Origin of the sequence: Shewanella halotolerans (assembly GCF_019457535.1) — a bacterium.
Classification (GTDB): Bacteria; Pseudomonadota; Gammaproteobacteria; order Enterobacterales; family Shewanellaceae; genus Shewanella; species Shewanella halotolerans.
Map to the genome: position 1 here is coordinate 696,653 of NZ_CP080417.1, position 22,243 is coordinate 718,895.

Sequence of the window (22,243 nt, forward strand, 5' to 3'; positions counted from 1 at the left end):
CTGGACTCCTATTAGATCTTGGCTAGCGTGATGCCAGTAGTGTGGATATTCATGCCGCACACGGCCGCGGTTTTGTTGGGTAGCAGGTTGCCGCAGTGAACCCCCTTGCCGGTCGCCCTAGCGAGCTCTTTGTTTTTAGAGCCAAAGCCCATGTAGGCGAACACGGTATCCTGACGAATACCCGGCGTGACCAGGGCCGTACCCTCTTCGCTGCCGACACTGCTGGTGAGGCGGATTCGATCGCCGCTGGAAATGCCTAAGCGTCCTGCTGTGATTGGGTGGATCCACACGCCGTTGTCAGACATCAGGTTGGCCAGCATGGGCACGTTGTGGGTGGCACCATTGGTGTGCACAGCTACCTTGCCCTGGATGAAATAGAGCTCGTTGTCCTGTTTGAGTTTGACCTCGCGGTACTTGATCACCCCGCGACCGGCGGCCATCTTCTCGACCTTGTCTGAGCTGAGTTCAATCTTGCCGCTCGGGGTCTTGAAGCTCATGGCGCTGGCGTAGGTGCCATCTTCATCTGTGGGCTTGGCATTGGGGTATTGCTTGATGAATGCCGCTACCATGGCGGGTTCGCGCAGCATCAGCGGTTTGCCGTAGCTGACATAGCCCTTCTGTTTGATCTCGTTGAAGCGGGCCATGTCGCGGTCCAGCTGCAGCAGTTGCAGGCTTTCCATGTTCTCCCAGGGGAAGTATTGCCCCAGGCCCATCTCGTGGCCTAATTCTTTAAAGATCTGCCAGCTTGGCTTAGTGTCGCCTATGGTCTCGACCACACGTTGGCGCACATAGTAGGCAGGGCTCTTGCCTGACTTGTCGGCGATCTCTTCGTCCCGCTCCAGATAGGTGGACTCAGGTAAGATGATGTCGGCGTAGGCGGCGGTCTCGCTGATGTAGACGTCGCAGCTGACCACAAACTCCAGTTTCTTCAGGGTCTCAACCACCAGGGCTCTGTCTGTCATGGTCTGCATAGGGTTGGTGCGGCTCATCACCCAGGCCCTGAGCTGATAGGGCTGGGCCTTGAGGGTGGCATCCAGAATAGTCTGATAGATACCGCCCGATGACCACATCATGGCGTACTGCTCATCCACCTGATCGATACGCTTGGCCGCAGGCTTAGGCATGCCCTCGACGCCTGGCTTACCCAGGCCGGGGGCGACCTTGTCGCCGGCAAACTTGTTATAGGTCTTGGCCTTCTTACCCAGGTAGAGGCCGCCCTTACGCTCAATGTTGCCGATCAACACGTTGGCGGCAAACAGGGCGCGGCGCATCTCGAACTCTTCTGGGGTAAAGGTGGCGCGGTGACCGAAGTCCACCACGGCGTGAGGCGCCTTGGCGGCAAACTCGTGGGCGATGCGGCGAATATCCTTGGCGGGTACGTCGCTGATCCCCTCGGCCCACTCAGGGGTATAGGCTTTGACCTCCTTGGCGAAGGCATCGAAACCTTCCACGTGGCGCTCGATGAAGGCCTGGTCGTAGAGGTTGTCGTAGATCAGCACATGACACAGGGCCAGCGCGACGGTGACATCGGTACCCGGACGTATGGCAAACCACTCGTCGGCCTTGTCGGCCACAATTGAGAAGCGCGGCTCGAACACCACCAACTTGGCCCCCTTGCTCATCTGCGCCTTCATCAGGCCGCGGGTTTCGGACATGTTGATCCCTTCATAGAGATTGTGGCCGAAGTTGATGATGTACTTGGAGTTGCTTAGGTCGCGCTTCACCTTAGTGCCAAACATTGCCTTGGCGGCGATCACATAGCCACCGGGGCAGGTGGAGGCGTGGGTGAAGGTGTTGGGCGAGCCGAAGGCCTTGCCCAGGTGGAACAGGTGTCCCGACAATGAGCCGGACTTGGAGGAGAAGGCAACGGCCTCTGGGCCATGTTGCTGCTTGATGTCGTTAAGCTTGTGGGCGATCGTCTTGTAGGCCTCTTGCCAGCTGATCTCTTCCCACTTGCCTTCGCCGCGCTCGCCCACCCGGCGTAGCGGTTTCACGATACGCTGTGGATCGTACAGCAGGCTGTGACCGGCGCCGCCACGGGCGCACACTTTGCCGCCGAAGGATTTTGCGGCGCTGTTGCCCTGGATAAACACATTCTTGCCATCGACGACCCGCGCCGAGATGGGGCAACGCGTCGAACACATTTCACAGATGCTGGCGACTTCCTTGCCCATACCCTGTAGGGGTTTCTGTTCCAGCGCTGCCAGCGAACCGGGTAATAATGTTGCCAGCGCACAGCTTGCTCCCCCTGCACCGGCACCCTTAATAAACGTTCGTCTATCAAGCTCTATCATGGTTTCCTCCTTCATCTGCCTGGGCAGATGAAATCACACACTGTTATTGGTTTTTGTTCCCTCCCGCAGGAGGTCTGAGTCCATTGTTATCCCGTACAAAATTAAGGGGTATTGTGGTAAACCACATAGGCGGGGGGCGCGTGATCTGGCGCAGCGATTTTTAGCCAGAATGTGAAAAAAGTGTGACCTTTATTCACACAGGACTTTGTGAATCGAGCGTAATAAGAAAGGCTTACGACTGGGGCTAAGGGCTGGGGCTAAGGAAACAAGGGGAATAGAAAACTCGGACGCTACTTATGCGTCTCAGATCTGACTGTACTTGGCTAATTCGGCCAGGTTGTGCACCTTGAGCTTTTTCATCACGTTGGATCTGTGTACCTCTATGGTGCGCAGGGACAAGAACAGCGCCTCGGAGAGCTGCTTGTTGGTCTTGCCCTGGATAAGCAACTCAAGCACCTGATGCTCGCGATCGCTCAGGGTGGCCAGGTTGTGGCTCAGCTGCAGCGCCTCGAAGGCCTTCTGGCTGTGGAGCATGCTCTTGTCGATGGCGGCCGCCAGGGCCTGACCCGATACCGGCTTCTGAAAGAAGTCGCAGGCACCCTGACGAAAGGCATTGACCGCCATGGGCAGGTCGCCATGGCCGGTGAGGAAGATGATCCCAAGGGGGCTTTGTTTCGCTAGAAGCTCTTGCTGCAGTGCCTGACCACTGATGGCCGGCATACGGCTATCGAGTATGACGCAGCCCGGCTGGCTCAGATCTACCTCTTCCAGGAAGTGCAGGCCAGAGACGAAGGTGGTCATCTCATAGCCGAACTGGCGCAGCATGAAGCTGAGGGAGTCGAGGACGGCTTCGTCATCGTCCACCAGATAGAGGGGCATAGGTTGCGGCGTGGCTTGCGGCATAGCTTTAGTGGGTCGTTGGCCTTGGGTTGCATCTAGCCTAGCGCCTCTATTTGAGGCTGGCAAAAGGGGCATTTGGGCCTTTGAGACAGATCACTAAATGATAATTTTCTGATGGAGACACAAGGGGATGTTTGCACCGCCTCACATCAAATAGCTCCTTTCTTGCCTAGAGTAGTAGGCTTAACTCAGTGATCGGGCGAGCGATGAAAGGGCGATTGGGATTTGCACTCATAAGGTGTTGGAAGGGGAGCTTAGGGCGGCTCAAGGGCGCGCTGATCTGCTTCTTATTGCCTTTCTGTCTGCTTCAAGTCGGCAATGTCTTGGCTAGTGAGAGCGCCAATGAGATAGGCGATGCGATAGTCGATGCCTCGGTTAGCGACAAGGTGAACCTCGTGCATCTCAGGGTCGGGGTGCTGGCCAATCACGGGGTGCAGAAGGGAATAGAGCGCTGGCAGCCCATGATGGACTACCTGTCGCAGGAGGTGCCTGGCACCCATTTTGAGGTGGTGCCGGTGGATTTCGATGAGATGAGCCGCCAGCTGCTGGAACACGAGCTGCAGTTTATCGTCACCAACCCGGGGCAATACTTTAATCTCAGCAGCAACTTCCCCCTCTCCTGGCTGGCGACCATGAAGAGCCATATGCATGGCGGCGCCACCTTTGCCATCGGCTCCACCATCATAGTGCGCGCCGATAGTGAGATCTACACCCTCAAGGATCTCGAAGGCAAACATCTGGTGGCCAGCGATCCCCAGGCCTTGGGGGGCTATCAGGCCGCCATCGGCCTGCTGCATAAGATGGGTTACAACCCGGAGAACTACTTCGGCTCGCTGCGCTTCCTGGGCTTTCCCCTGGAGCCCATCGTCTATCAGGTGCGTGACGGCACGGTCGATGCGGCCATCACCCCCTTCTGCACCCTGGAGGAGATGATTCAGGACGGCCTGGTGAAGAAGGAGGATTTCAGGGTGATCCACCCCACCATGCCGGCGGGCTACGAGTGTCTGGTGAGTACTCAGCTCTATCCCAATTGGTCCTTTGCCGCCGCCGATACCGTGCCGCCGGCCATCACCCAGAAGATCACCCAGGCCCTCTATGCTCTGGGGCCAGATCATCCCGCCGCCATTCAGGCCAAGACCCTGGGCTGGACGGCGCCCATCAGTCAGCTCAAGGTGATCAAGTTGTTTAAGGAGCTGCAGCTCAAGGCGCCACCGCCGCCACTGCACTACACGGTGTTGAAGTGGATGGAGAAGAACAAGGAGTGGGGCCTGGCGTTGTTGTTGCTGTTTCTGGTGTCCACCGTCTATCACCTCTGGCTTGAGTATAAGTTCAGGCAGAAGAGCGACTTTCTGATCGACACCGAGCGTCAGCTCAAGGATAAGGCGCTGCAGGTGGAGCGGATGAAGAGTGCGGCTATTCTCGGCGAGATAGGCTCGGGTCTGGCCCATGAGCTGAATCAGCCCATCGCCGCCATCACCCAATACAGCGAGGGGGGCATGATGCAGCTCAACAGCCGCGGCGATGCCGACTCAGATCTGTATGAGCTGCTGGCCAAGATCAATGCCCAGTCTGCCCGGGCTGGCGCAGTGGTGCACCGCATCCGAGGCCTGCTCAAGCGGCGTAAATCCCAGTATGAAGCCCTGTCTCTGGATGAAGTGATCACCAACACACTGGCGCTGTTTCGCCGCGAGTTTCAGCAGCAGGGGATAGTGCTCACCCAGGAGGTGCGCGGTGAACCCTACAGCCTGTTTGGCGACGGCGTCGGCCTGAGTCAGGTGCTGGTGAATCTCATCAAGAACAGCCTGGACGCCATGGCGGAGATGAAACCCGACAGGGAGAAGCGATTGCTGCTGACCGTTGAATATGGCGCCCAGCAGGCGACCCTTAAGCTGGTGGACAACGGCCCCGGCCTCAAGGGCAAGGCGCAGGATCTTATGGCCTCCTTCTACTCCACCAAGGACGACGGCCTGGGACTGGGTCTGGCCATCTGCTGCGACGTGATGCGTCAGCATAAGGGCCAGTTCACCATAGATAACTGCGCCGATCATGCCGACCTTCCCTGGCGGGAGGGATGCGTGGTGAGTTTGAGTTTGCCAAGAAACTCGGGGGCTTGTTAGCGGGGAAGTTAGCCGGTTTGAGCTAATCGGCAAATTAGCCTTTTTGCTGGCTGCATCGGGTTATAGCTTCTTTGTTGTAACGTTAACCTCAGCTGTCATCAATAGCCTGCGGCTCGCTTATGTGCAGATACGCCTGTGACACGCTGTGCGGCATCCCTGGCCGCTCTACGGTTTCATCCTTGAAACCGAAGGTCACAGTCGTATCTGCACTGGGTATCTAACGTCTCTTCGATTTGGCGGTATTGGGTACGAGTAGCGTTTGGCGGCAGGTTTATTTGTCGAGTGAGTTTGAAGGTTGTACCTTCGCTATTATCTAACGCCTGCCCGGCGGGGGAATGTGCAAGCACTCTTTTGGCACGCTGTGAATATATCCCTATACGCTTCACGGCGGCGTCCATGCCGCCGAGAGCCAAAAGCGTGCTTACACCCGTATCTAAATGTCTCTTCGATTTGGCGGTATTTGGCGCAAGTAGCGAATCTAAAGCCTGGGTTATTTTTGACGCATTGCGCGTTTTTCCAGATGGTGTATCTAGCAAAATGCTGATAAGTTCATTGTATACAGATAGTTAACTGTGCGCGTTTTCACTGGTCCAACGAGGTAAATGCGCATGCGCACTAATAAAATGTTAAATTTTTAAATAGGATATATCGTGCCTGAAGAAAAAGTAGTTAGAATCTGCTGGAATACAAACAATTGGTGTTCACCTTCAGGGCCAGAAGGAAAGTCTAAAAACAAAGAGTCATACGAAGAAATTGTTGGTTATGGCCATGAAGAATGGCTCTTTGATCTTAATAAGATCGTAGACGGCTACCACTACAGTTTTTTGCAAGCAGCCAATACCGGACGAAATGTTCATAAGAATAGTGATTTAAAGGTATATCTATATTCAATTAACAGTGCAACAAAAACAAGGTGGTGGATTGGCTCAATTGCTAACCTTCAGATTGTGCCTGAATCAGAATCTGAGCGAATATATCAGATTTATAAAGAGCAAGGCTGGCTCGATGAAATGATTGATCAAGTTTGTCAAGCTGGTGCCTCTTCGGAAGATCTAAGAAAAACTGACCCTAAAATTCTTTTTACGGTCAAATTTAGGCCAAGTGACTTAAGCTTAGAAGAACCTCCTAAGGAGTTTTCTGCAAGTGACGACTCCCTATCCGCTACTTACTATAATTTTCAACCATATTTAGGGTTGCCTGATTTCTTAAGCCATACTTTTAACTTTGTACCTGGTCATAACCCTGGGGAAAATGAAGGCTGGAGAACATATGAAGATAACAGTAAGAAGATAGATAATCTTCATAATCAAATCCAAAATGGAGCATACCTCCATCTTACTAAAAGTTATGGAAATGATAATGTTGGCACAGAGCAGCTAACAAGTAATGGTACGAAGATCGATATAGTTGCAAGAGAAAGAGATAATGGCCTGATATTTTATGAGATAAAAACCTCATCAACTGTTTTAGGATGTATTAGAGAGGCCTTTTCTCAGCTTCTCGAGTATTCTTATTATCCTGATAGTAATCATGCTAAAAAGTTAGTGATTGTATCGCCAAATAAGATCACTGAAGAGGCATCAGCTTACTTAAATAACATTCGAGAAAGATTTGGAATACCTATTTATTATCAAGCTTTTGATATGGATGTTAATGAGCTTGAAACAGAATTACATTGATAGTTTAACAAGTCAAAGCACTCGGACAGCGTAAACGCCGCCGGTGTTTGAGGCGTTAACCATACCTGTATTAATCCGAACCTAGTGGGTTAAAACTAAATTTCAGACTTACTTTTGTTCAAAAATAACTTTGTTCTAGTCAGTCCGATAAGGTTAAATCGAAGAGACGATAGATACTGGTGTAAACACGTTTTTGGCCCTCGGCGACAGGACGTCGCCGTGGAGCGTATAGGGATATATTCACAGCGTGCCAAAAACGTGTTTGCACGTCCCCCGCCGGGCAGGCGTTAGGTCGCTATGAAGGTGCGACCTTCAAGACCTCCTCAAATACAAACCCAGGTAGTGGCTACACTCTTTAACCTAGCCACATGAAGACTGCATGAAATCCATCAAAACCCAACAAACCTGACACCTCCAAAACTAAACTAGATAAAAACTGAGTTCCCAGTTTTTTTGATCTAGCTCAATTTTTGTGAGCCTACTAACAATTCCCCACCCGCTGGTTTATTCCTGAGTGCGAGCCTGCGATACTCTTGCCATCGAACTTAGTGTCCCTGCCTGATAACGCGCGGAGCTCAATGGATAAGACCCTCGAAAAAGTCCTCGGCCGCTGGCTTAAGCAGCAAAAATCGGCCTGTGGCGCCTACCTTAATCTGACCGTGTTGTTTGGTGTGCTTACCGGCTTCGCCCTGGTGGCCCAGGCCTATCTGCTGGCGACCATGCTTCACGGTCTGATCATCGAAAACCTGCCTCGAGAGGCCTTTACCAGCGAGTTTATCGCCCTGATTGCGGTAATAGTGCTGCGCTCAGCGCTGGCCTATGGCCGTGAGCGCATCAGTTTCAAGGCGGGCATGTTGCTGCGAAGTCATATTCGCCAGAGTGTGCTCGATAAGCTGGTGGAGCTAGGGCCTGTGTTTATCAAGGGGCGCCCGGCGGGCAGCTGGGCCAGCATAGTGCTGGAGCAGGTGGAAGACCTTCACGATTTCTACGCTAAATATCTGCCGCAGATGATGCTGGCGGGCTTCATTCCCCTGACCATATTGGCCGTGGTGTTTCCCATCAACTGGGCGGCAGGGATCATTCTGCTGGCAACGGCGCCGCTGATCCCTCTGTTTATGATCTTGGTGGGCATGGGCGCCGCCGATGCTAACCGCAAAAACTTCGGCGCCCTGTCGCGTCTGAGCGGCCACTTCATGGATAGGCTGAGGGGGCTTGGTACCTTGCGTCTGTTCCACGCGGGTGAGCGGGAGCAGCAGGCGATCGAGAGCGCCTCGGAGGAGTTTCGCAGCCGCACCATGGCGGTGCTGCGCATGGCGTTTCTTAGCTCGGCGGTACTGGAGTTCTTCGCCGCCGTCTCTATCGCCGTGCTGGCCGTCTATTTCGGTTTTAGCTTTTTAGATCATCTCGACTTTGGTCACTACGGCGCCGGTATGACGCTGTTTATCGGCCTGTTTGTGCTGATTCTGGCGCCTGAGTTTTATCAGCCACTGCGGGATATGGGCACTCACTATCATGCCAAGGCCCAGGCCATAGGGGCCGCCGAGGCGCTGATGGAGCTGCTGAATCATCAAGTGGATGAGGCTGTTGATGTGCCGCGCGTGCCTTTTACCAGTGAAACGCCTTTGAGCATTAAGCTGCAAGGGGCCGAGGTGTTAAGCCCGGACGGCCAGGTGTTGCTGGGGCCGATAACGGCCGAGGTTATCGGCGGCGAACAGCTTGCCATCGTCGGGCCGAGCGGGGCGGGTAAGACCAGCCTGCTCAACATGCTATTGGGCTTCTTATCCTATCGCGGCAGTGTCCTGATAAATGGTGTGGAGCTGAGCAGCTTAGACAGGGAGAGCTACCGCCATCACCTCGCCTGGCTGGGGCAGGAGCCGCAGCTGTTTCACGGCACCATAGGCGACAACGTCGCCATGGGTAAGACGATGTCGGATGAAGCCATTTATACATTGCTGGACGATGCTCGTATCGGCGACTTCGTGCGGGCACAGCTTCTTGGGCTCGCTCATCCCATAGGGGAGCAGAGCGCCGGTGTGTCCGTGGGGCAGGCGCAGCGTCTGTGTCTGGCACGGGCGCTAGGTCAGTCGGCCAAGCTGTTTGTGCTTGATGAGCCGACCGCCAGCCTGGATAGCCACAGCGAGGCGGCGGTGATGCAGGCGCTTATTGATGCGCGCCAGGGCGCTACCAGTCTGTTGGTTACCCATCGCCTGGATGCCCTCATCGATATGGATAAGATCTGGGTGCTGGATGGCGGCAAGCTGGTGCAGCAGGGGGATTATCACACCCTGAGGGCCGAGCCTGGGCTGTTTAGCGACCTGTGTCATCGACAGGAGGAGGCGTAATGAAACACCTGCTGCCTTTTATCAAGCTGTTTAAGCGCCAGTGGCTGATGATGCTGGTGGGCCTGCTGCTGAGCCTGACTACACTCATGGCGGGGATCGGCCTGCTGTCGCTGTCGGGCTGGTTCCTGTCGGCTACTGCGGTAGCCGGACTGAGTGTGGTGACCGCCCAGGCTTTTAACTATTTCACCCCGGCCGGTGGGGTGCGTTTCCTCTCCATCGCCCGCACCGCCAGCCGCTATGGCGAGCGTCTGGCGACCCACGAGGCCACCTTCCGCCTGCTGACCGAGCTGCGCACTTGGGCCTGGGGCAAGCTGATGCCACTGAGCGCCAAGGATCTCAGCCATCTGCGCGGCGGCGATCTGCTCAACCGTTTGGTGGCGGACATAGATACACTGGATCATCTCTATCTGCGGCTTATCACGCCGCTGCTGGCCTCGCTCTTGATGATCGCCGCCCTGTATGGCTTTCTCGCCTGGTTCGATAGTGAGCTGGCGCAGACCCTGTGCGGCGTGCTGCTGAGCCTCTGGTTCCTGCTGCCTCTGGTTTTCTATCGTTTGGGCCACGGGCCGGGCATCGCCCAGCTGGAGAGCCGCCGTCAGTATCGGGTGCTGCTGCTGGAATACCTGCAAGGCCAGGCGGAGCTGACCCTGTTTGGCGCCGAGAAGCGCTTCAGGAACGAGCTGGATAGTGCCCAGGCCAAGCTGTTTACTAGCCAGTCCACCATGACGGCGGTGACCGCCCTGAGTCAAGCGCTGCTGATCTTAAGCCATGGGCTGGCGCTGGTGCTGCTCTGTTATCTCGCCGCCGATGGGGTGGGGGATAAGGTGCCGCCAGGGCCGCTGCTGGCGCTGGTGGTGTTTATGACCCTGGCCTGTATCGAGATGTTGATGCCGCTGGCTGGTGCCTTTCAGCATCTGTCGGCCTGCGTGCAGGCGGCCGAGCGGGTGAGTGAGATCACCGAGCGTCGCCCCAGCATTGGCTATGGGGAAGAGGTTAGCCTGGCGGCGAGTCGCGGCGCACTGTCTATCGCGGGTGTCAGCTTCGGCTATCAGCCGGGCCAGCAGGTATTGGACGATTTGAGCCTGGAGGTGAAACCGGGCGAGAAGCTAACCCTGCTGGGCCAGACCGGCTGCGGCAAGTCGAGCCTGTTGTCGCTCATCACCCGGGAGTGGACGCCCGATGCGGGCACTATCTTGCTCGATGGCCGGCCGATCGAGGCCTATAGCGAGCAGGCGCTGCGTCGCGCCATGACGGTGGTGAGTCAGCGTATCTATCTGTTTGCCGGCACCTTGCGAGACAACCTGACTCTGGCGCAGTTTGAGCAGGCACCCGAGGGCAGCCGCGCCGAGCGTAAGGCTTGGCGTGAGGCCAACGATGCCAAGTTAATTGAGGTGTTAGAGCGTGTCGGTCTGGGAGCATTAACCCAAGGCGACAAGCCGCTGGATAACTGGATAGGCGAGGGCGGCAGACAGCTCTCAGGCGGCGAACGTCGCCGTATCGGCGTGGCCAGGGCGCTGCTGCGTGACGCACCATTATTGCTGCTGGACGAGCCAACCGAAGGGCTGGATCAACGCACCGAGCGGGAGATCATGGCGCTGCTGCTGGAGTTTGCCAAGGACAAGACCATGGTGATGATCAGCCACAGACTGACGGCCATGGACAAGATGGATAGCATCCACCTGATGGAGGCGGGCAAGATCCGCATCAGCGGTACTCACCAAAGCCTGCTTGCCCAGGATGACCACTACGCTAGTTTGAACCGTGTGCTAAGTTAAGGCGTATTCTGCGCCTTGAGTGCTTAGTCCTTAGCACTTAGTTCTTTTAGCCCTAGTGACGGGTAATAAAAAAGCCAGTGGCAACCCACCGGCTTTTTTGTTTGTCGCTTAACGAGAGCGCTTAACTAAAGCGCTTAGCGAACGAGATTATTCTTCGCTGTCACCCAGAGAAAGCAGGGTGGCGTTACCGCCGATGGCGGTGATGTTGTTGGTGCGCGTCTTCTCGGTGACGAAACGGGTCAGGTAGTGTGGACCACCGGCCTTAGGACCCGTGCCCGACAGGCCTTGACCGCCGAACGGCTGCACGCCAACTACGGCGCCAATCTGGTTACGGTTGATGTAGACGTTACCCACGTTGACCTTGTCGGCCACTTCCAGGGCATGGCCCTCGTTGCGGCTGTGGATGCCCAGGGTCAGACCGAAACCTGTTGAGTTGATGTCGTCGATCACCTTAGGCAGGTCGGCTGCCTTGTAGCGGATCACGTGCAGGATAGGACCGAAGTGTTCCTTCTCCAGCACCTTGATAGAGTCGATCTCTACCGCAGTTGGCGCCACGAAGTGACCATTTTCGGTACCTGCTGGCAGCTCCAGCTGGTTGATCAGACGACCCACCTGCTTGATATGGTCGATGTGGGCGTTGAGGTTCGCTTTGGCGGTCGCGTCGATCACAGGACCAACATCTGTCTTCACCGAACCTGGGTTGCCTATGGTCAGCTCGTCCATGGCGCCCTTCATCACGTCGATCACGCGATCGGCGATATCTTCCTGTAGATAGAGCACGCGCAGGGCCGAACAACGTTGACCGGCGCTGGTGAACGAAGAGGAAACCACGTCGTTAACCACCTGCTCTGGCTGTGAAGTCGAGTCCACCACCATGGCGTTCTGACCACCTGTCTCGGCGATCAGCGGGATGATGGCACCGTCACGCTGTGCCAGTGTCAGGTTGATGCGCTTAGCGGTCACGGTCGAGCCGGTAAAGCAGACGCCGCCGATACGCTCATCGGCCGTGATGGTCGCGCCAACGGTAGCACCCGTACCAGGCAGGAACTGCAGGGCTTCTTTCGGAATACCGGCCTCATGGGCCAGTTGCACCGCGCGGTAACCTACGATAGAGGTCTGCTCGGCAGGTTTGGCTACGACTGTGTTACCCGCCGCCAGCGCCGCAGTGACCTGACCTAGGAAGATCGCCAGTGGGAAGTTCCACGGGCTGATACAGACGAATACGCCACGGCCTTGCAGGAACAGCTCGTTCAGCTCACCCGTTGGGCCTGGCAGCAGCTCAGGCTTGCCCATCATCTTCTTGGCTTGTACCGCGTAGTAGCGACAGAAATCGACCGCCTCGCGCACCTCGTCGATGCCGTCTTGAATGCTCTTACCCGCTTCACGGGTACAGAGGGCGATCAGCTCTTCGCGGTTCTCTTCAAGCAGATCCGCCAGCTTCTGTAGCGCGTTGGCACGTACTTCAACCGGGGTTGAGCACCAGCTGCCGAAGGCGTTGTGGGCGCTGGCCAGAGCCTGCTCGATCGCCTGATTGTTGGCGAAGGCAACCTTGCCGACGATCTGTGTGGTGTCGTATGGGCTCTTCACCTCAATGGTTTCGCCGCTGAGGGTTTCGCCATTGACGATAGGGCCGGCAGACCACTGCTGGTCTTTGAACTTGTCCAGCGCGGCGAAGAAAGGCTCAGATTCTGAGATGATGTTCATGTTGATTCCCTTGGAGTTTTTACGCTCGGCGCCGAAGATGTCGATCGGCTGAACGATTTTATTGTTGGCTAGGGTTTTATAGCTTTGTAGGGTCGTCAATGGGTGGACAACCAAAGATTCGATCGGTGTCTTAGGGTCGACCAGCTTGTGTACGAACGAGGTGTTGGCGCCGTTTTCCAGCAGACGACGCACCAGGTAAGGCAGCAGATCTTTGTGGGCACCCACAGGGGCGTAGATGCGAACCGTGCTTACGCCGCTCTCGGCCAGTAGGGTGTCGTACAGCTCTTCGCCCATGCCGTGTAGGCGCTGGAACTCATACAGACGGTCGCCGGCCATGTCGGTGATGGCGGCCACTGTCTGGGCGTTGTGGCTGGCAAACTGCGGGTAGATGGCGCCGCGGGTGGCGTCAGACAGCAGGTAGCGTGCACAGGCAAGGTAAGAGACGTCGGTACCCGCCTTGCGGGTAAACAGCGGGTATCCGCCTTCGCCGGCAACCTGAGCCCACTTCAGCTCGCTGTCCCAGTAGGCGCCTTTCACCAGGCGTACAGGGATCTCATCGCCCTGATCTTTGGCCAGACGGGTGATCCAGCACAGCACGGGTAGGGCGCGCTTAGAGTAGGCCTGTACCACGAGACCCAGCAGGCCCCAGCCCTTGGCGGCATCTGAGTTATACAGCTTCTGGAAGAGCTTCAGTGACAGCTCGAGACGGTCAACCTCTTCGGCATCGATAGAGACACCCACGTTGAGGCTACGCGCCTGAGACACTAGCTTGACGAGCGTGTCATACAGCTCTGTCATGGTTCTGTCTTCGTTGGCCACCTCATAGCGAGGGTGCAGCGCCGATAGCTTGATAGAGATGGTCGGGCGTGGCGCCTCGCTCTCATCATAATGCTGGGCGCCCAGTGCCGCGATGGCATTGGAGTAATCTTGGTAGTACTTCTGCGCGTCTTTCATGGTCAGGGCGGCTTCGCCCAGCATGTCGTAGCTGTGGGTGTAGCCCAGCTTGCGCTTGTCAGTGCTGTTCTTCAGTGCCTCTTGTACCGTACGGCCCAGTACGAACTGTTTACCCATGATTTTCATCGCCGCCAGCATGGCTTGGCGGATCACTGGCTCACCTAGGCGGTTGACCAGACGATTCAGCAGGCTGCTTGGCTTGCCGTCTATGCTCTTGTCCAGGGAGATGATCTTACCCGTGAGCATCAGGCCCCAGGTTGAGGCGTTAACCAGGGTAGAGTCACTCTTGCTCAGGTGCTCATCCCACTTGGCGCCCGAGAGTTTGTCGTCGATCAGGGCGTCGGCGGTGGCCGCATCAGGGATACGCAGCAGGGCCTCGGCCAGACACATGAGGATGATCCCCTCTTGGGTCTCCAGGCTGTACTGTTGTAGGAAGGCGTCGATACCGACCATGAGTCCTTTCTTGTCGTATTGACGCACCTTGTGCACCAGGTCATGGGCACGCTTGGTAATACGTTGAATCTCGTCGTCGCTCGAGGGAACAAGCTTAATCAGTTCAGAGAGGTACTGCTCTTCGTCGACAATATAGTTGTTGGTGATCGCTGTAAATAGCTCATCTAGGGTAGCTGAGTCGTAACGACCAGTCAGAACTTCACTTGCTTTGAACATAGTAATCACTTCCACCTGGACCTAAATAGGGACAGTTTTGGCTTGAACAAAAGGTAAGTTTTCAGGCGTTTAGTATTATTTTTGTATACAATCTGGCGCCATTTGCGCGCCGATTATACCTCCAAAATGTGACGAGGGACACTCTTGTGTGGGTGAATGTGACCTTTGTTTGATCTCGTCCGGCCAGAAGGCGGCTAAGGCCACTGTTTATGGGGGTTGTGGCAGCGTGCTATGAATAAAATTCAGGGTGTTTTATGGCTATTTTAGCCATAAAAAAAGCCAGGGACTCAGCCCTGGCTCATTATGGTCGCTCGCGGTAATGCCTAGATGATTACCAACGGTTCTTCTGGCGACGACGTGGACGCGGCAGGTAGACCAGAATCACACCGATCAACACGCCGATACCGGCAATCATGCCGCCTTGCTTCATCAGCTCGAAGCGCTCGTCGTTTTTCAGCTTGGTCAGCTCGCGGGTGGCGCTGTCGCGCTCGCTCGAGGCCTTGGCCAGGGCTTCTTCGGCATTGGCCAGTTGTGAACGTAGCTGGCGGATCACCTGAGTGCTGCTGTCGCTCTCGTTGGTGATGTTCTCAAGCTCGGCCTTGACTCTGTCGAGTTCGGCCTGAACTTCTGGCAGCTGCACTCGGAAGCTCTTGCCAGAGTCCAACATCTTGCTGTCGACCCAGCCTTCGCGGCCCTTGTGGTCGACGACCTTAGCGTAGTCGTTTTGCATCTCACCCAGGTAGGTGACCGGTTGACCGGCTTCGACGCTGCCCAGAATACGGTATTGGGTGCCAGGACCACCGTGAATGAAGGTGTAGACGTTATCTGAGATATAACGGGTCTGCTCTGCCGCCATCAGGGTCGATGATATTAGCATCATGGCGAGAATAGATAGGAGTCTTAACACTTTGAGTTCTCTTCAGCGAAATATTGGCACATGCTAGGGATTTAGCCACCTATTTGCAAGTGCAACATGGGAAGTGTTACCAGGAATTAATCTTTGTAGCTGCCTAGTTTGGCAAACAAGTTGCACAGAAAAGATAAGCCCAAACGGCATGGCTAAAAGTCAGGGTAAATGGAAACAAAAAAGGAAGCCCTGAGGCTTCCTTTTTATTCTCTCATGAATAGGACTTAGCTTAGCTAAAGATCCCCTTGATCATGAAGAAGAAGATGATCGACAGACCCGCACCCGCAGGCAGTGTGACTACCCAAGAAACCACGATGTTACGTACCACGCCGATGTTGATGGCGGCGATACCACGTGCCATACCAACACCCAACACGGCACCAACCAGTGTCTGAGTGGTCGAGATAGGCAGACCCGTACCCGAGGCGATAACCACGGTAGAGGCTGCAGCCAACTCGGCGGCAAAACCACGGCTAGGTGTCAGGTGAGTGATGTTCTTACCGATAGTCTGCATCACACGCTTACCGAAGATAGCCAGACCCATGACGATACCAAAGGCACCCAGTGGTAGGATCCACCACACTAATTCAGCCTTGCTGGCGATCTCGCCACCGCTATTTACCACGGATACCACGGCGGCCAGAGGGCCAATAGCGTTGGCGACATCGTTAGAACCGTGTGCGAACGCCATACAACAAGCGGTCACAACCATCAGAATAGCGAATACCTTCTCCACGTTACCAAACTGCGTCTGACGATCGGCGCTCTGGCTCATCTTTAGACGTCTGATGGCAATCATACCGCCAATGCCCACCAGGATCGCAATAAAGACCGCCAGTGAGTAGGCTTCGACGTTGGTGAAGTGCAGACCTACGTGCTTCAGACCCTTCTTGATGGTCACCAGCGACATGACGAAACCGGCCAGTGCCATATAGAAAGGCACGTAACGCTTGGCGTTCTCCAGCGGGTTGTCAGTGTTGAAGATCAGCTTCTGTACGCTTTGGAAGATGGTAAAGGCGATAAAGCCAGAGATCGCCGGGGTGATGATCCATGACCCCACGATACCCAATACCTTGCTCCAGGCAACAGAATCGGCGCTCACACCCACGGCGGCGAAACCTACGATAGCTCCAACGATAGAGTGAGTGGTCGATACCGGCCAGCCCAGGGCTGACGCGACAACCAACCAGATACCGGCAGCCAGTAGCGCCGAGATCATGCCGTACACCAGCAGCTCAGGCGAGTCGACAAAATAGGCCGAATCTATGATCCCTTTACGGATCGTGCTGGTTACTTCACCGCCTGCGAGGTACGCGCCGGCAAATTCGAAGATCATCGCGATGATGATCGCTTGTTTAATGGTGATCGCGTTTGAACCTACTGAGGTTCCCATAGCATTAGCGACATCGTTTGCGCCAATACCCCACGCCATTAAAAATCCAAATGCAGCCGCAATGGCAATTAGCCACGGGCCATTGGTGATTAATACATCAACCATGTTGATACCTTGATAACTTTGTTTTTAGACGCGAGCTAACATTAGCTCTAGGCGGGAACCGACACGCTCGGCAAGGTCTGCCAAGTCTCCAACCCACTCAATTATCTTATAGAGGAACATCACATCCACAGGGTTTAGCTGATTCTCGATGCTAAACAACTGACGACGGATTTTGATTTGTAGATCGTCGGTGTCCTCTTCAATTTTGTCGAGTTCCACGATCATTTTAGCGACAAGATCGACCTCACGGCCTCTGAAACCTGTTTCTAGCAGGTCATCGAGTTCGTTAATGGCTTGCTTAGCCTGAGCCACTGCATCGAGACAGCGTGCCAGGTAGGCATTAAAGGTATCTTGAATTGCTTCTGGGACAAGTAGCTGACGGCCGATAACGCGACCTGAAATGTCTTTCGCCTTGTTGGCGATTTTATCTTGCTGGGTAAGTAGCTCCAGTAAGTCTGTTCTTTCAACTGGCATAAACAGGCCGCCGGGAAGCGTTAAGCGGATTTCACGCTTGAGTTCGTCTGCTTCACGTTCTGATTGGCTGATTTGCTTACGGAGTTGAACCGCTTTGTCCCAGTCACCTGCGACAGTAGCGTCAAAAAATGGTACAAGGATCGAGGCACAATCGTGTACCTTGTCGATATGATCTTGTAATGGTTTAATTGGCGATTTTGCAAACACGCCCAAAATAGAGTTTACTGGCATTGCCGTGTACCTATTTAGGTTATTCCACTGTTGGAAAATGCGGGCGCATGTTAACCCAAGCGTCCGCGTATTGAAACTGTGTTTTTATATAAAAACCCACAGTTTTTATTCTAACGAGTTATATATAAACTGCAATGCGAGATACTAATGGCCGATTATGACATTAATATGACATTGTGAAATTTTCATTAAAGTATAATGACACATTCATTACAGTTCCGAGTCCTAGATTAAAAAAGTGAGCAGCTGGCGAATGGAAGCCGAGATAGAGCTAAAACTATTTTTCCCCGAAAACAAACGCGAAGCCTTGGTATCACTGCTTAACAGTCTACCCCATAGCGATGCAAAAGGCGCTATTCATCTGACCAACAGTTACTACGATACCCCAGATCTTCAGCTTAGACGCTGGGACATGGGACTGCGTATTCGTGGCCGAGACGGTCAATTTGAGCAGACGATCAAGACCGCCGGCACTGTGGTCGGTGGGGTGCACTCCCGCCCCGAGTACAATATTGATATCGATCAAGCAAAGGTCAATTTGTCGCTTTTCCCCACTGAAATCTGGCCAGAGGGCGCCGAAATCGGCCCGGTGCAGGCTGAGTTGGTCTCGCTGTTCGACACAGACTTTACCCGCATGAGCTGGCATATCTATCTCGATGAGAGTCTGGTGGAGGTGGCGCTGGATATCGGCAGCATCAGCGCCAATGGCCAGTGCGAGCCTATCTGTGAGCTGGAATTTGAGTTGCTGGCGGGCGATGCCCAGGCGCTATTGGCCCTGGCCGAGCGGGTGACAGAGCAGATCCCGGCGAGACTTGGGCGCGCCAGCAAGGCCCAGCGCGGTTATCGCCTGGCGGCCATGGCCAGCCCCCTGCAGCTAGATACCCTGGCCTTTATCGCCCTGCCAAAGAAGGGCACTCCGAAACAGGCCCTGGTGACCCTACTGGAAACCGGTCTTGATCGCTGGCAGTTGCTGGAAGAGATGCTGCTGGAATCCCGGCAGACGGCGCGGCAGCTGCCGCTGCTTGGCTATCGTCTGCGTGCCTGCATTCGCCTGCTGCGTTGCACCCTGGCGCAGTTTTCCCTGCTGGATGACAAATTGCTGCAGGCTTTCGACGCCATAGAGTCGCAGCTGAGCTTTGTCGACAAGGGGCTGAGTCTGTGTGAGCTGCTGGATGGTGACGGTGCCCTGTTGAGTAATCTGAGTGAGCCCGAAGGCTTGCTGGATGCGGTGCGCCATGAGCTGGCTGCCCTGGAGATGCCACAAAAGATAGATGCCATGCTTAACCATGTGACCTATGGTCAGTTGCAGGTACGTCTGGTGAGCCTCTTGATGGCGGTGAATGCCGGGCAGGTATATATCAGCGAGCAGCAGAGCCTGCAGGCCTTCGCCGATCGGCTGCAGGAAGCCTCCTGGCAGCAGATTGTCGATTTAATGCCTTCCAATGCCGAGCTGAGCAGCGAAGATTATCAATCTTTTGCCAAGGCGCTGGATGAGAGCATCTTAGTCGGGGTTGCCTACGGTGAGCTGTATAAGCATAAGTCGCGGGATCAGTTCCGAGCCCCCTGGCAGGACTTGGTATTAGGCATACGCACCCTGGGCGCCTATCACAGTCTGAGGCAAACCGCCGCCACGCAGGGGCGGGATATCGGTGACTGGCTCGATAGCAAGGAGCAGAGCCTGCTGTTTGCCATGGAGCATTCGCGCCGCTCGGCCCTCAAGGTGCAGCCTTATTGGCGTTAAGGCTTATAGCGGTTAGTGGGCAGGGTGGTTAAGGTGTTAGTGCGCTCGGCTTATGCGCTAATACTTACACACTCCCACTCAACCTCACATTCGCACCCTGACTCGACGTCTAGCCGCCGAGTTAGTCTTTGGCCTCTTTCTTCTCATTCAGCTGGCGCTTGAGGGTTGCGATCTCCGCCAGTAGGGTCTCTTGATTCTTCTCCATCCGCTGCAGCACTATCTGTAGCTCGTCACGCATCTGTTGGCTCTGGGCCTCCTGATGCTGCTTGCTGTCTGGTGCGATGAAGATAGAGGCCATGTAACCCGAGATCACCCCGAAGAAGCTCACCCCACAGACGATCACTAGGCCGCCGATGAAGTGGCCTATCGTGGTGACTGGATAATAGTCGCCGTAACCCACGGTAGAGATGGTCACCAGCGCCCACCAGATGGCATTTTCTGCGGTGTGGATATTGGCATTGGGATCGCCGCTCTCCACTAACAGAATCATTACCGAGGCGAGGGTGAGTATGGTCACCATGGCCACCAACAGGCTGGCGAGGGTGGTCTCCTGACGCTGGCGCATCAGGGGGATAAGAATAGAACGGGTCATGCGGATCAGGCGGATCACCCGCAAGATCTGGAAGAAACGGGCCAGCCTCAAGGCTTCGATGGCGGGGATACTGGCCACCAGATCGATCCAGTGATGCCTGAAGTAGTCACGCTTATCTTCGGCGCGAAACAGGTTGATAAAGAAGTAGCTGATGAAGATGACGCAGATGCTGGTGTCGATGAAGAAGAGCAGGCGGCGGGTCTCGCCATCCAGCTTGGCGAAGGTCAACATGAGCACCACGATGACAGAGATTAGGGAGAGCAGCATCATCGCCAGCTCGAAGGGAGTGGGGTTCTGGTTTATGGGCAGAAGCCAGCGCTTTCTATCGATCATGATATCGATTCCTTTTTGGCGGCGGCGCTCAAGCCGAATTTCCCTGTGAGTCGCCCTAAAATAGTATACAGCCCATGATCTTATTCGTTTTTGTCGACAAAATGAACCAGGTCATCCAATACGCGGCGTTTTATTTCCAATTGCTCATCGGCGGCTAGGCCATATTTTTCCGCCAGTTGTTGATAATCTTCCGGGCTGAGGGAAACGGTGAGACGCGGACGCTTGGGCCGTTTGGTGGTGGCCAGCCCTAGTATGCTGCGGATCTGATCCGAGGGACTGACGCCTGCATCTAAGGCGGCCTTGCGGATAGAGTATTGAAACTTCTCGTCCAGATCGAAGGCGACCTGGGTGGCCTTGGCGGCTTTCTGATTCTGCTGCCACTGTTCGGGAAGCAGCTTCTTATTCTTGGTCATTAGCTTGCCTTAAGGTGCTGTGAATCTTGCAAAGTGGGCGGCATGACCGCCCTGTGTTGTTTATAGCTGTCCCGGCCAATATTGGCGAATATCGCTCAAGGGACGGTAAATAGTGAGGCTGACATCTGTATCGCCTCCTTCATACACCTCGACCTCGACGGCGCGATTTTCCTCTTCATCCAGCAGCAGATAACTCTCGAACGGCTCGCCTGAGCTCATCCCCTCGTCTTGAGGTGGACGCATGCCGCGATAATCGACGCGGTGGAAATAGCCAAACTGGGCGAAGTTTACCTGATGATAGCGATCACCCAGCCATCCCATGAGGGCGGCAGGGGTCTCTTTGACCTCAAGCTCGGCGTGCGAATCCTCTTCGAAGATCTCGCTGAAGGCGTCGAGATCGAACAGCTGCTCCACCTGACTGCGGGGGATCTTGATGGAGAAGGCCAGATAGGTTTCATCGTCTTCATCCAGAGAGAGGCAGAGGCTGTCGTTGCCGTGGCCCTTGAGCACCCATTCGCAGAGCTGTTTGCGCTGGTATTCGTAGGTGTTGATCCCTTCGACTCTCAGCTGTTGGCCTCGCAGTTGCTCGGGCAGGGCGAAGCTGTCATCCAGGCTGATAATATCGCCTTTTTGCAAATGATTAGGATGGTTGAGTTGGCGTTTGGGCGCCTCTTTCTTACCAAACAATCCTTTTAAGAATCCCATGAACTACCCTCGAGAAGAATAATGGTTGATACCAATCCTAGTAAATCGCTGCTCATGCTGGCTTGTTAAAACCTTCGATAACTGCTTATCGAAAAATCCTGCCTTGTTAGCAAGCGTTTTCCTGCGCCATTGCGGAACGCTTACCGTGATTGGCACAAAAGCACCTTGGGCAGTGCCGCAAGGTGCTATGATTTCGCTAGTCGCTTATGGCTTACTTACGGGCTTTGAGGCGATCCAGTACTGCGTTGGCATTGGACTTCTGCTCGCCGATACCCGCTTCGGCCAGCTTGGCCTGTAGCGACTTGTCGCTGTTCTCGTCGGCCAGGGTTTCGGCGGCCTTGAGACGGTCGTCAAACTGCTGCTGACGTGCCTTGATGCGTTCCAACGAATCCTTGGCGTTCAGCAGTTTAGAGTTGCTGCTGGCGAAGGAATCGGTAATGGTCGCCGTGGCCTTCTGCACGCTTTCCGTGGTCTTGACCATGCTGAGCTGACGTTGGTAGTCAGCCAGCTGGCGCTCTGTCTTGCGCACCAGGTCTTTCAGGCGGGCGGCGTGGGCGCTGAAGCTGTCGTTGGCGCTCTGGTGTTCAGAAAGCTCTTGCTCAAGCTGAGCGATCTTCTCGGCCACTTCCAGGGCCAAGGCTTCGTTTTCCTTCTCCAGCGCCTGAGTCGCATAGCCTTCGTGCTCGGCGATGGCGCGCTTTAGGCGATCCACTTCGCGGCTGGCTTGCATCTCTTTGGCCATGACGTCGGTCAGCTCGCGCTTGGCCTTGGTCAGGTGTTTCTCTGCGTCACGGATCTCTTGTTCGAAGATGCGTGTCGAGTTGGCGTCGACGATACTCTGGCCAACTTCGGTGGCGCCACCGCGAAATGCGGTGAGGATCTTGTTCAGTATGCCCATAATATGACTCCTCTTGG

General features: G+C 55.1%; 15 protein-coding genes. 5 read left to right on the top strand and 10 right to left on the bottom strand.

Going from position 1 to position 22,243, the window contains the following annotated elements:
- Nucleotides 1-11: 11 nt before the first annotated feature.
- Nucleotides 12-2,294, bottom strand: coding sequence for a thiosulfate reductase PhsA (gene phsA / locus K0H81_RS03170; protein ID WP_220059861.1), 2,283 nt, complete (start codon nt 2,292-2,294; stop codon nt 12-14).
- Between the two features lie 303 nt (nt 2,295-2,597).
- Nucleotides 2,598-3,197: a response regulator transcription factor gene (locus K0H81_RS03175; protein ID WP_144199674.1), complete on the bottom strand. Its 600-nt coding sequence runs from the start codon at nt 3,195-3,197 to the stop codon at nt 2,598-2,600.
- A gap of 203 nt (nt 3,198-3,400) precedes the next feature.
- Between K0H81_RS03175 and K0H81_RS03180 the strand changes: the two genes are divergently transcribed.
- From K0H81_RS03180 to cydC, 4 genes are all read left to right on the top strand, one after another.
- Nucleotides 3,401-5,311, top strand: coding sequence for a sensor histidine kinase (locus K0H81_RS03180; protein ID WP_434086876.1), 1,911 nt, complete (start codon nt 3,401-3,403; stop codon nt 5,309-5,311).
- 650 nt (nt 5,312-5,961) lie between these two features.
- Nucleotides 5,962-6,990 carry a hypothetical protein gene (locus K0H81_RS03185; protein ID WP_220059862.1) on the top strand — a complete coding sequence of 343 codons (1,029 nt, stop codon included), beginning with the start codon at nt 5,962-5,964 and terminating at the stop codon, nt 6,988-6,990.
- A gap of 578 nt (nt 6,991-7,568) precedes the next feature.
- Nucleotides 7,569-9,332, top strand: coding sequence for a heme ABC transporter permease/ATP-binding protein CydD (cydD, locus tag K0H81_RS03190; RefSeq protein ID WP_220059863.1), 1,764 nt, complete (start codon nt 7,569-7,571; stop codon nt 9,330-9,332).
- Nucleotides 9,332-11,107 carry a heme ABC transporter ATP-binding protein/permease CydC gene (gene cydC / locus K0H81_RS03195; protein ID WP_220059864.1) on the top strand — a complete coding sequence of 592 codons (1,776 nt, stop codon included), beginning with the start codon at nt 9,332-9,334 and terminating at the stop codon, nt 11,105-11,107. The genes cydD and cydC overlap by 1 nt, the downstream gene beginning before the upstream one ends.
- Nucleotides 11,108-11,254: 147 nt before the next feature.
- Here the strand turns inward: cydC and putA are convergent, their stop codons facing one another.
- The 4 genes from putA to K0H81_RS03215 form a co-directional block, all read right to left on the bottom strand.
- Complete coding sequence (putA, locus tag K0H81_RS03200; RefSeq protein ID WP_220059865.1) at nt 11,255-14,434, bottom strand: bifunctional proline dehydrogenase/L-glutamate gamma-semialdehyde dehydrogenase PutA; 3,180 nt, start codon at nt 14,432-14,434, stop codon at nt 11,255-11,257.
- A gap of 331 nt (nt 14,435-14,765) precedes the next feature.
- Nucleotides 14,766-15,314: a TIGR04211 family SH3 domain-containing protein gene (locus tag K0H81_RS03205; protein WP_011864422.1), complete on the bottom strand. Its 549-nt coding sequence runs from the start codon at nt 15,312-15,314 to the stop codon at nt 14,766-14,768.
- A gap of 256 nt (nt 15,315-15,570) precedes the next feature.
- Complete coding sequence (locus K0H81_RS03210) at nt 15,571-16,839, bottom strand: inorganic phosphate transporter (RefSeq protein ID WP_011864423.1); 1,269 nt, start codon at nt 16,837-16,839, stop codon at nt 15,571-15,573.
- 24 nt (nt 16,840-16,863) lie between these two features.
- Entirely contained in the window at nt 16,864-17,544 is a 681-nt protein-coding gene (locus tag K0H81_RS03215) for a TIGR00153 family protein (RefSeq protein ID WP_011864424.1), read from the bottom strand.
- Between the two features lie 253 nt (nt 17,545-17,797).
- Here K0H81_RS03215 and K0H81_RS03220 point away from each other — a divergent pair, with 253 nt between their 5' ends.
- Nucleotides 17,798-19,285 (top strand): CYTH domain-containing protein, encoded by a 1,488-nt coding sequence (locus K0H81_RS03220; protein ID WP_220059866.1) that lies wholly within the window; start codon nt 17,798-17,800, stop codon nt 19,283-19,285.
- A 121-nt stretch (nt 19,286-19,406) separates the two neighbouring features.
- On the opposite strand, the gene K0H81_RS03225 is transcribed toward K0H81_RS03220, so the two are convergent.
- The 4 genes from K0H81_RS03225 to K0H81_RS03240 form a co-directional block, all read right to left on the bottom strand.
- Entirely contained in the window at nt 19,407-20,210 is an 804-nt protein-coding gene (locus K0H81_RS03225; protein WP_144199656.1) for an ion transporter, read from the bottom strand.
- An 80-nt stretch (nt 20,211-20,290) separates the two neighbouring features.
- On the bottom strand, nt 20,291-20,623 hold the full coding sequence (locus K0H81_RS03230) for a hypothetical protein (protein WP_144199654.1): 333 nt from the start codon (nt 20,621-20,623) through the stop codon (nt 20,291-20,293).
- Between the two features lie 60 nt (nt 20,624-20,683).
- Nucleotides 20,684-21,328 carry a DUF4178 domain-containing protein gene (locus K0H81_RS03235; RefSeq protein ID WP_144199652.1) on the bottom strand — a complete coding sequence of 215 codons (645 nt, stop codon included), beginning with the start codon at nt 21,326-21,328 and terminating at the stop codon, nt 20,684-20,686.
- A 211-nt stretch (nt 21,329-21,539) separates the two neighbouring features.
- On the bottom strand, nt 21,540-22,226 hold the full coding sequence (locus K0H81_RS03240) for a PspA/IM30 family protein (protein ID WP_011864429.1): 687 nt from the start codon (nt 22,224-22,226) through the stop codon (nt 21,540-21,542).
- Nucleotides 22,227-22,243 lie beyond the last annotated feature (17 nt).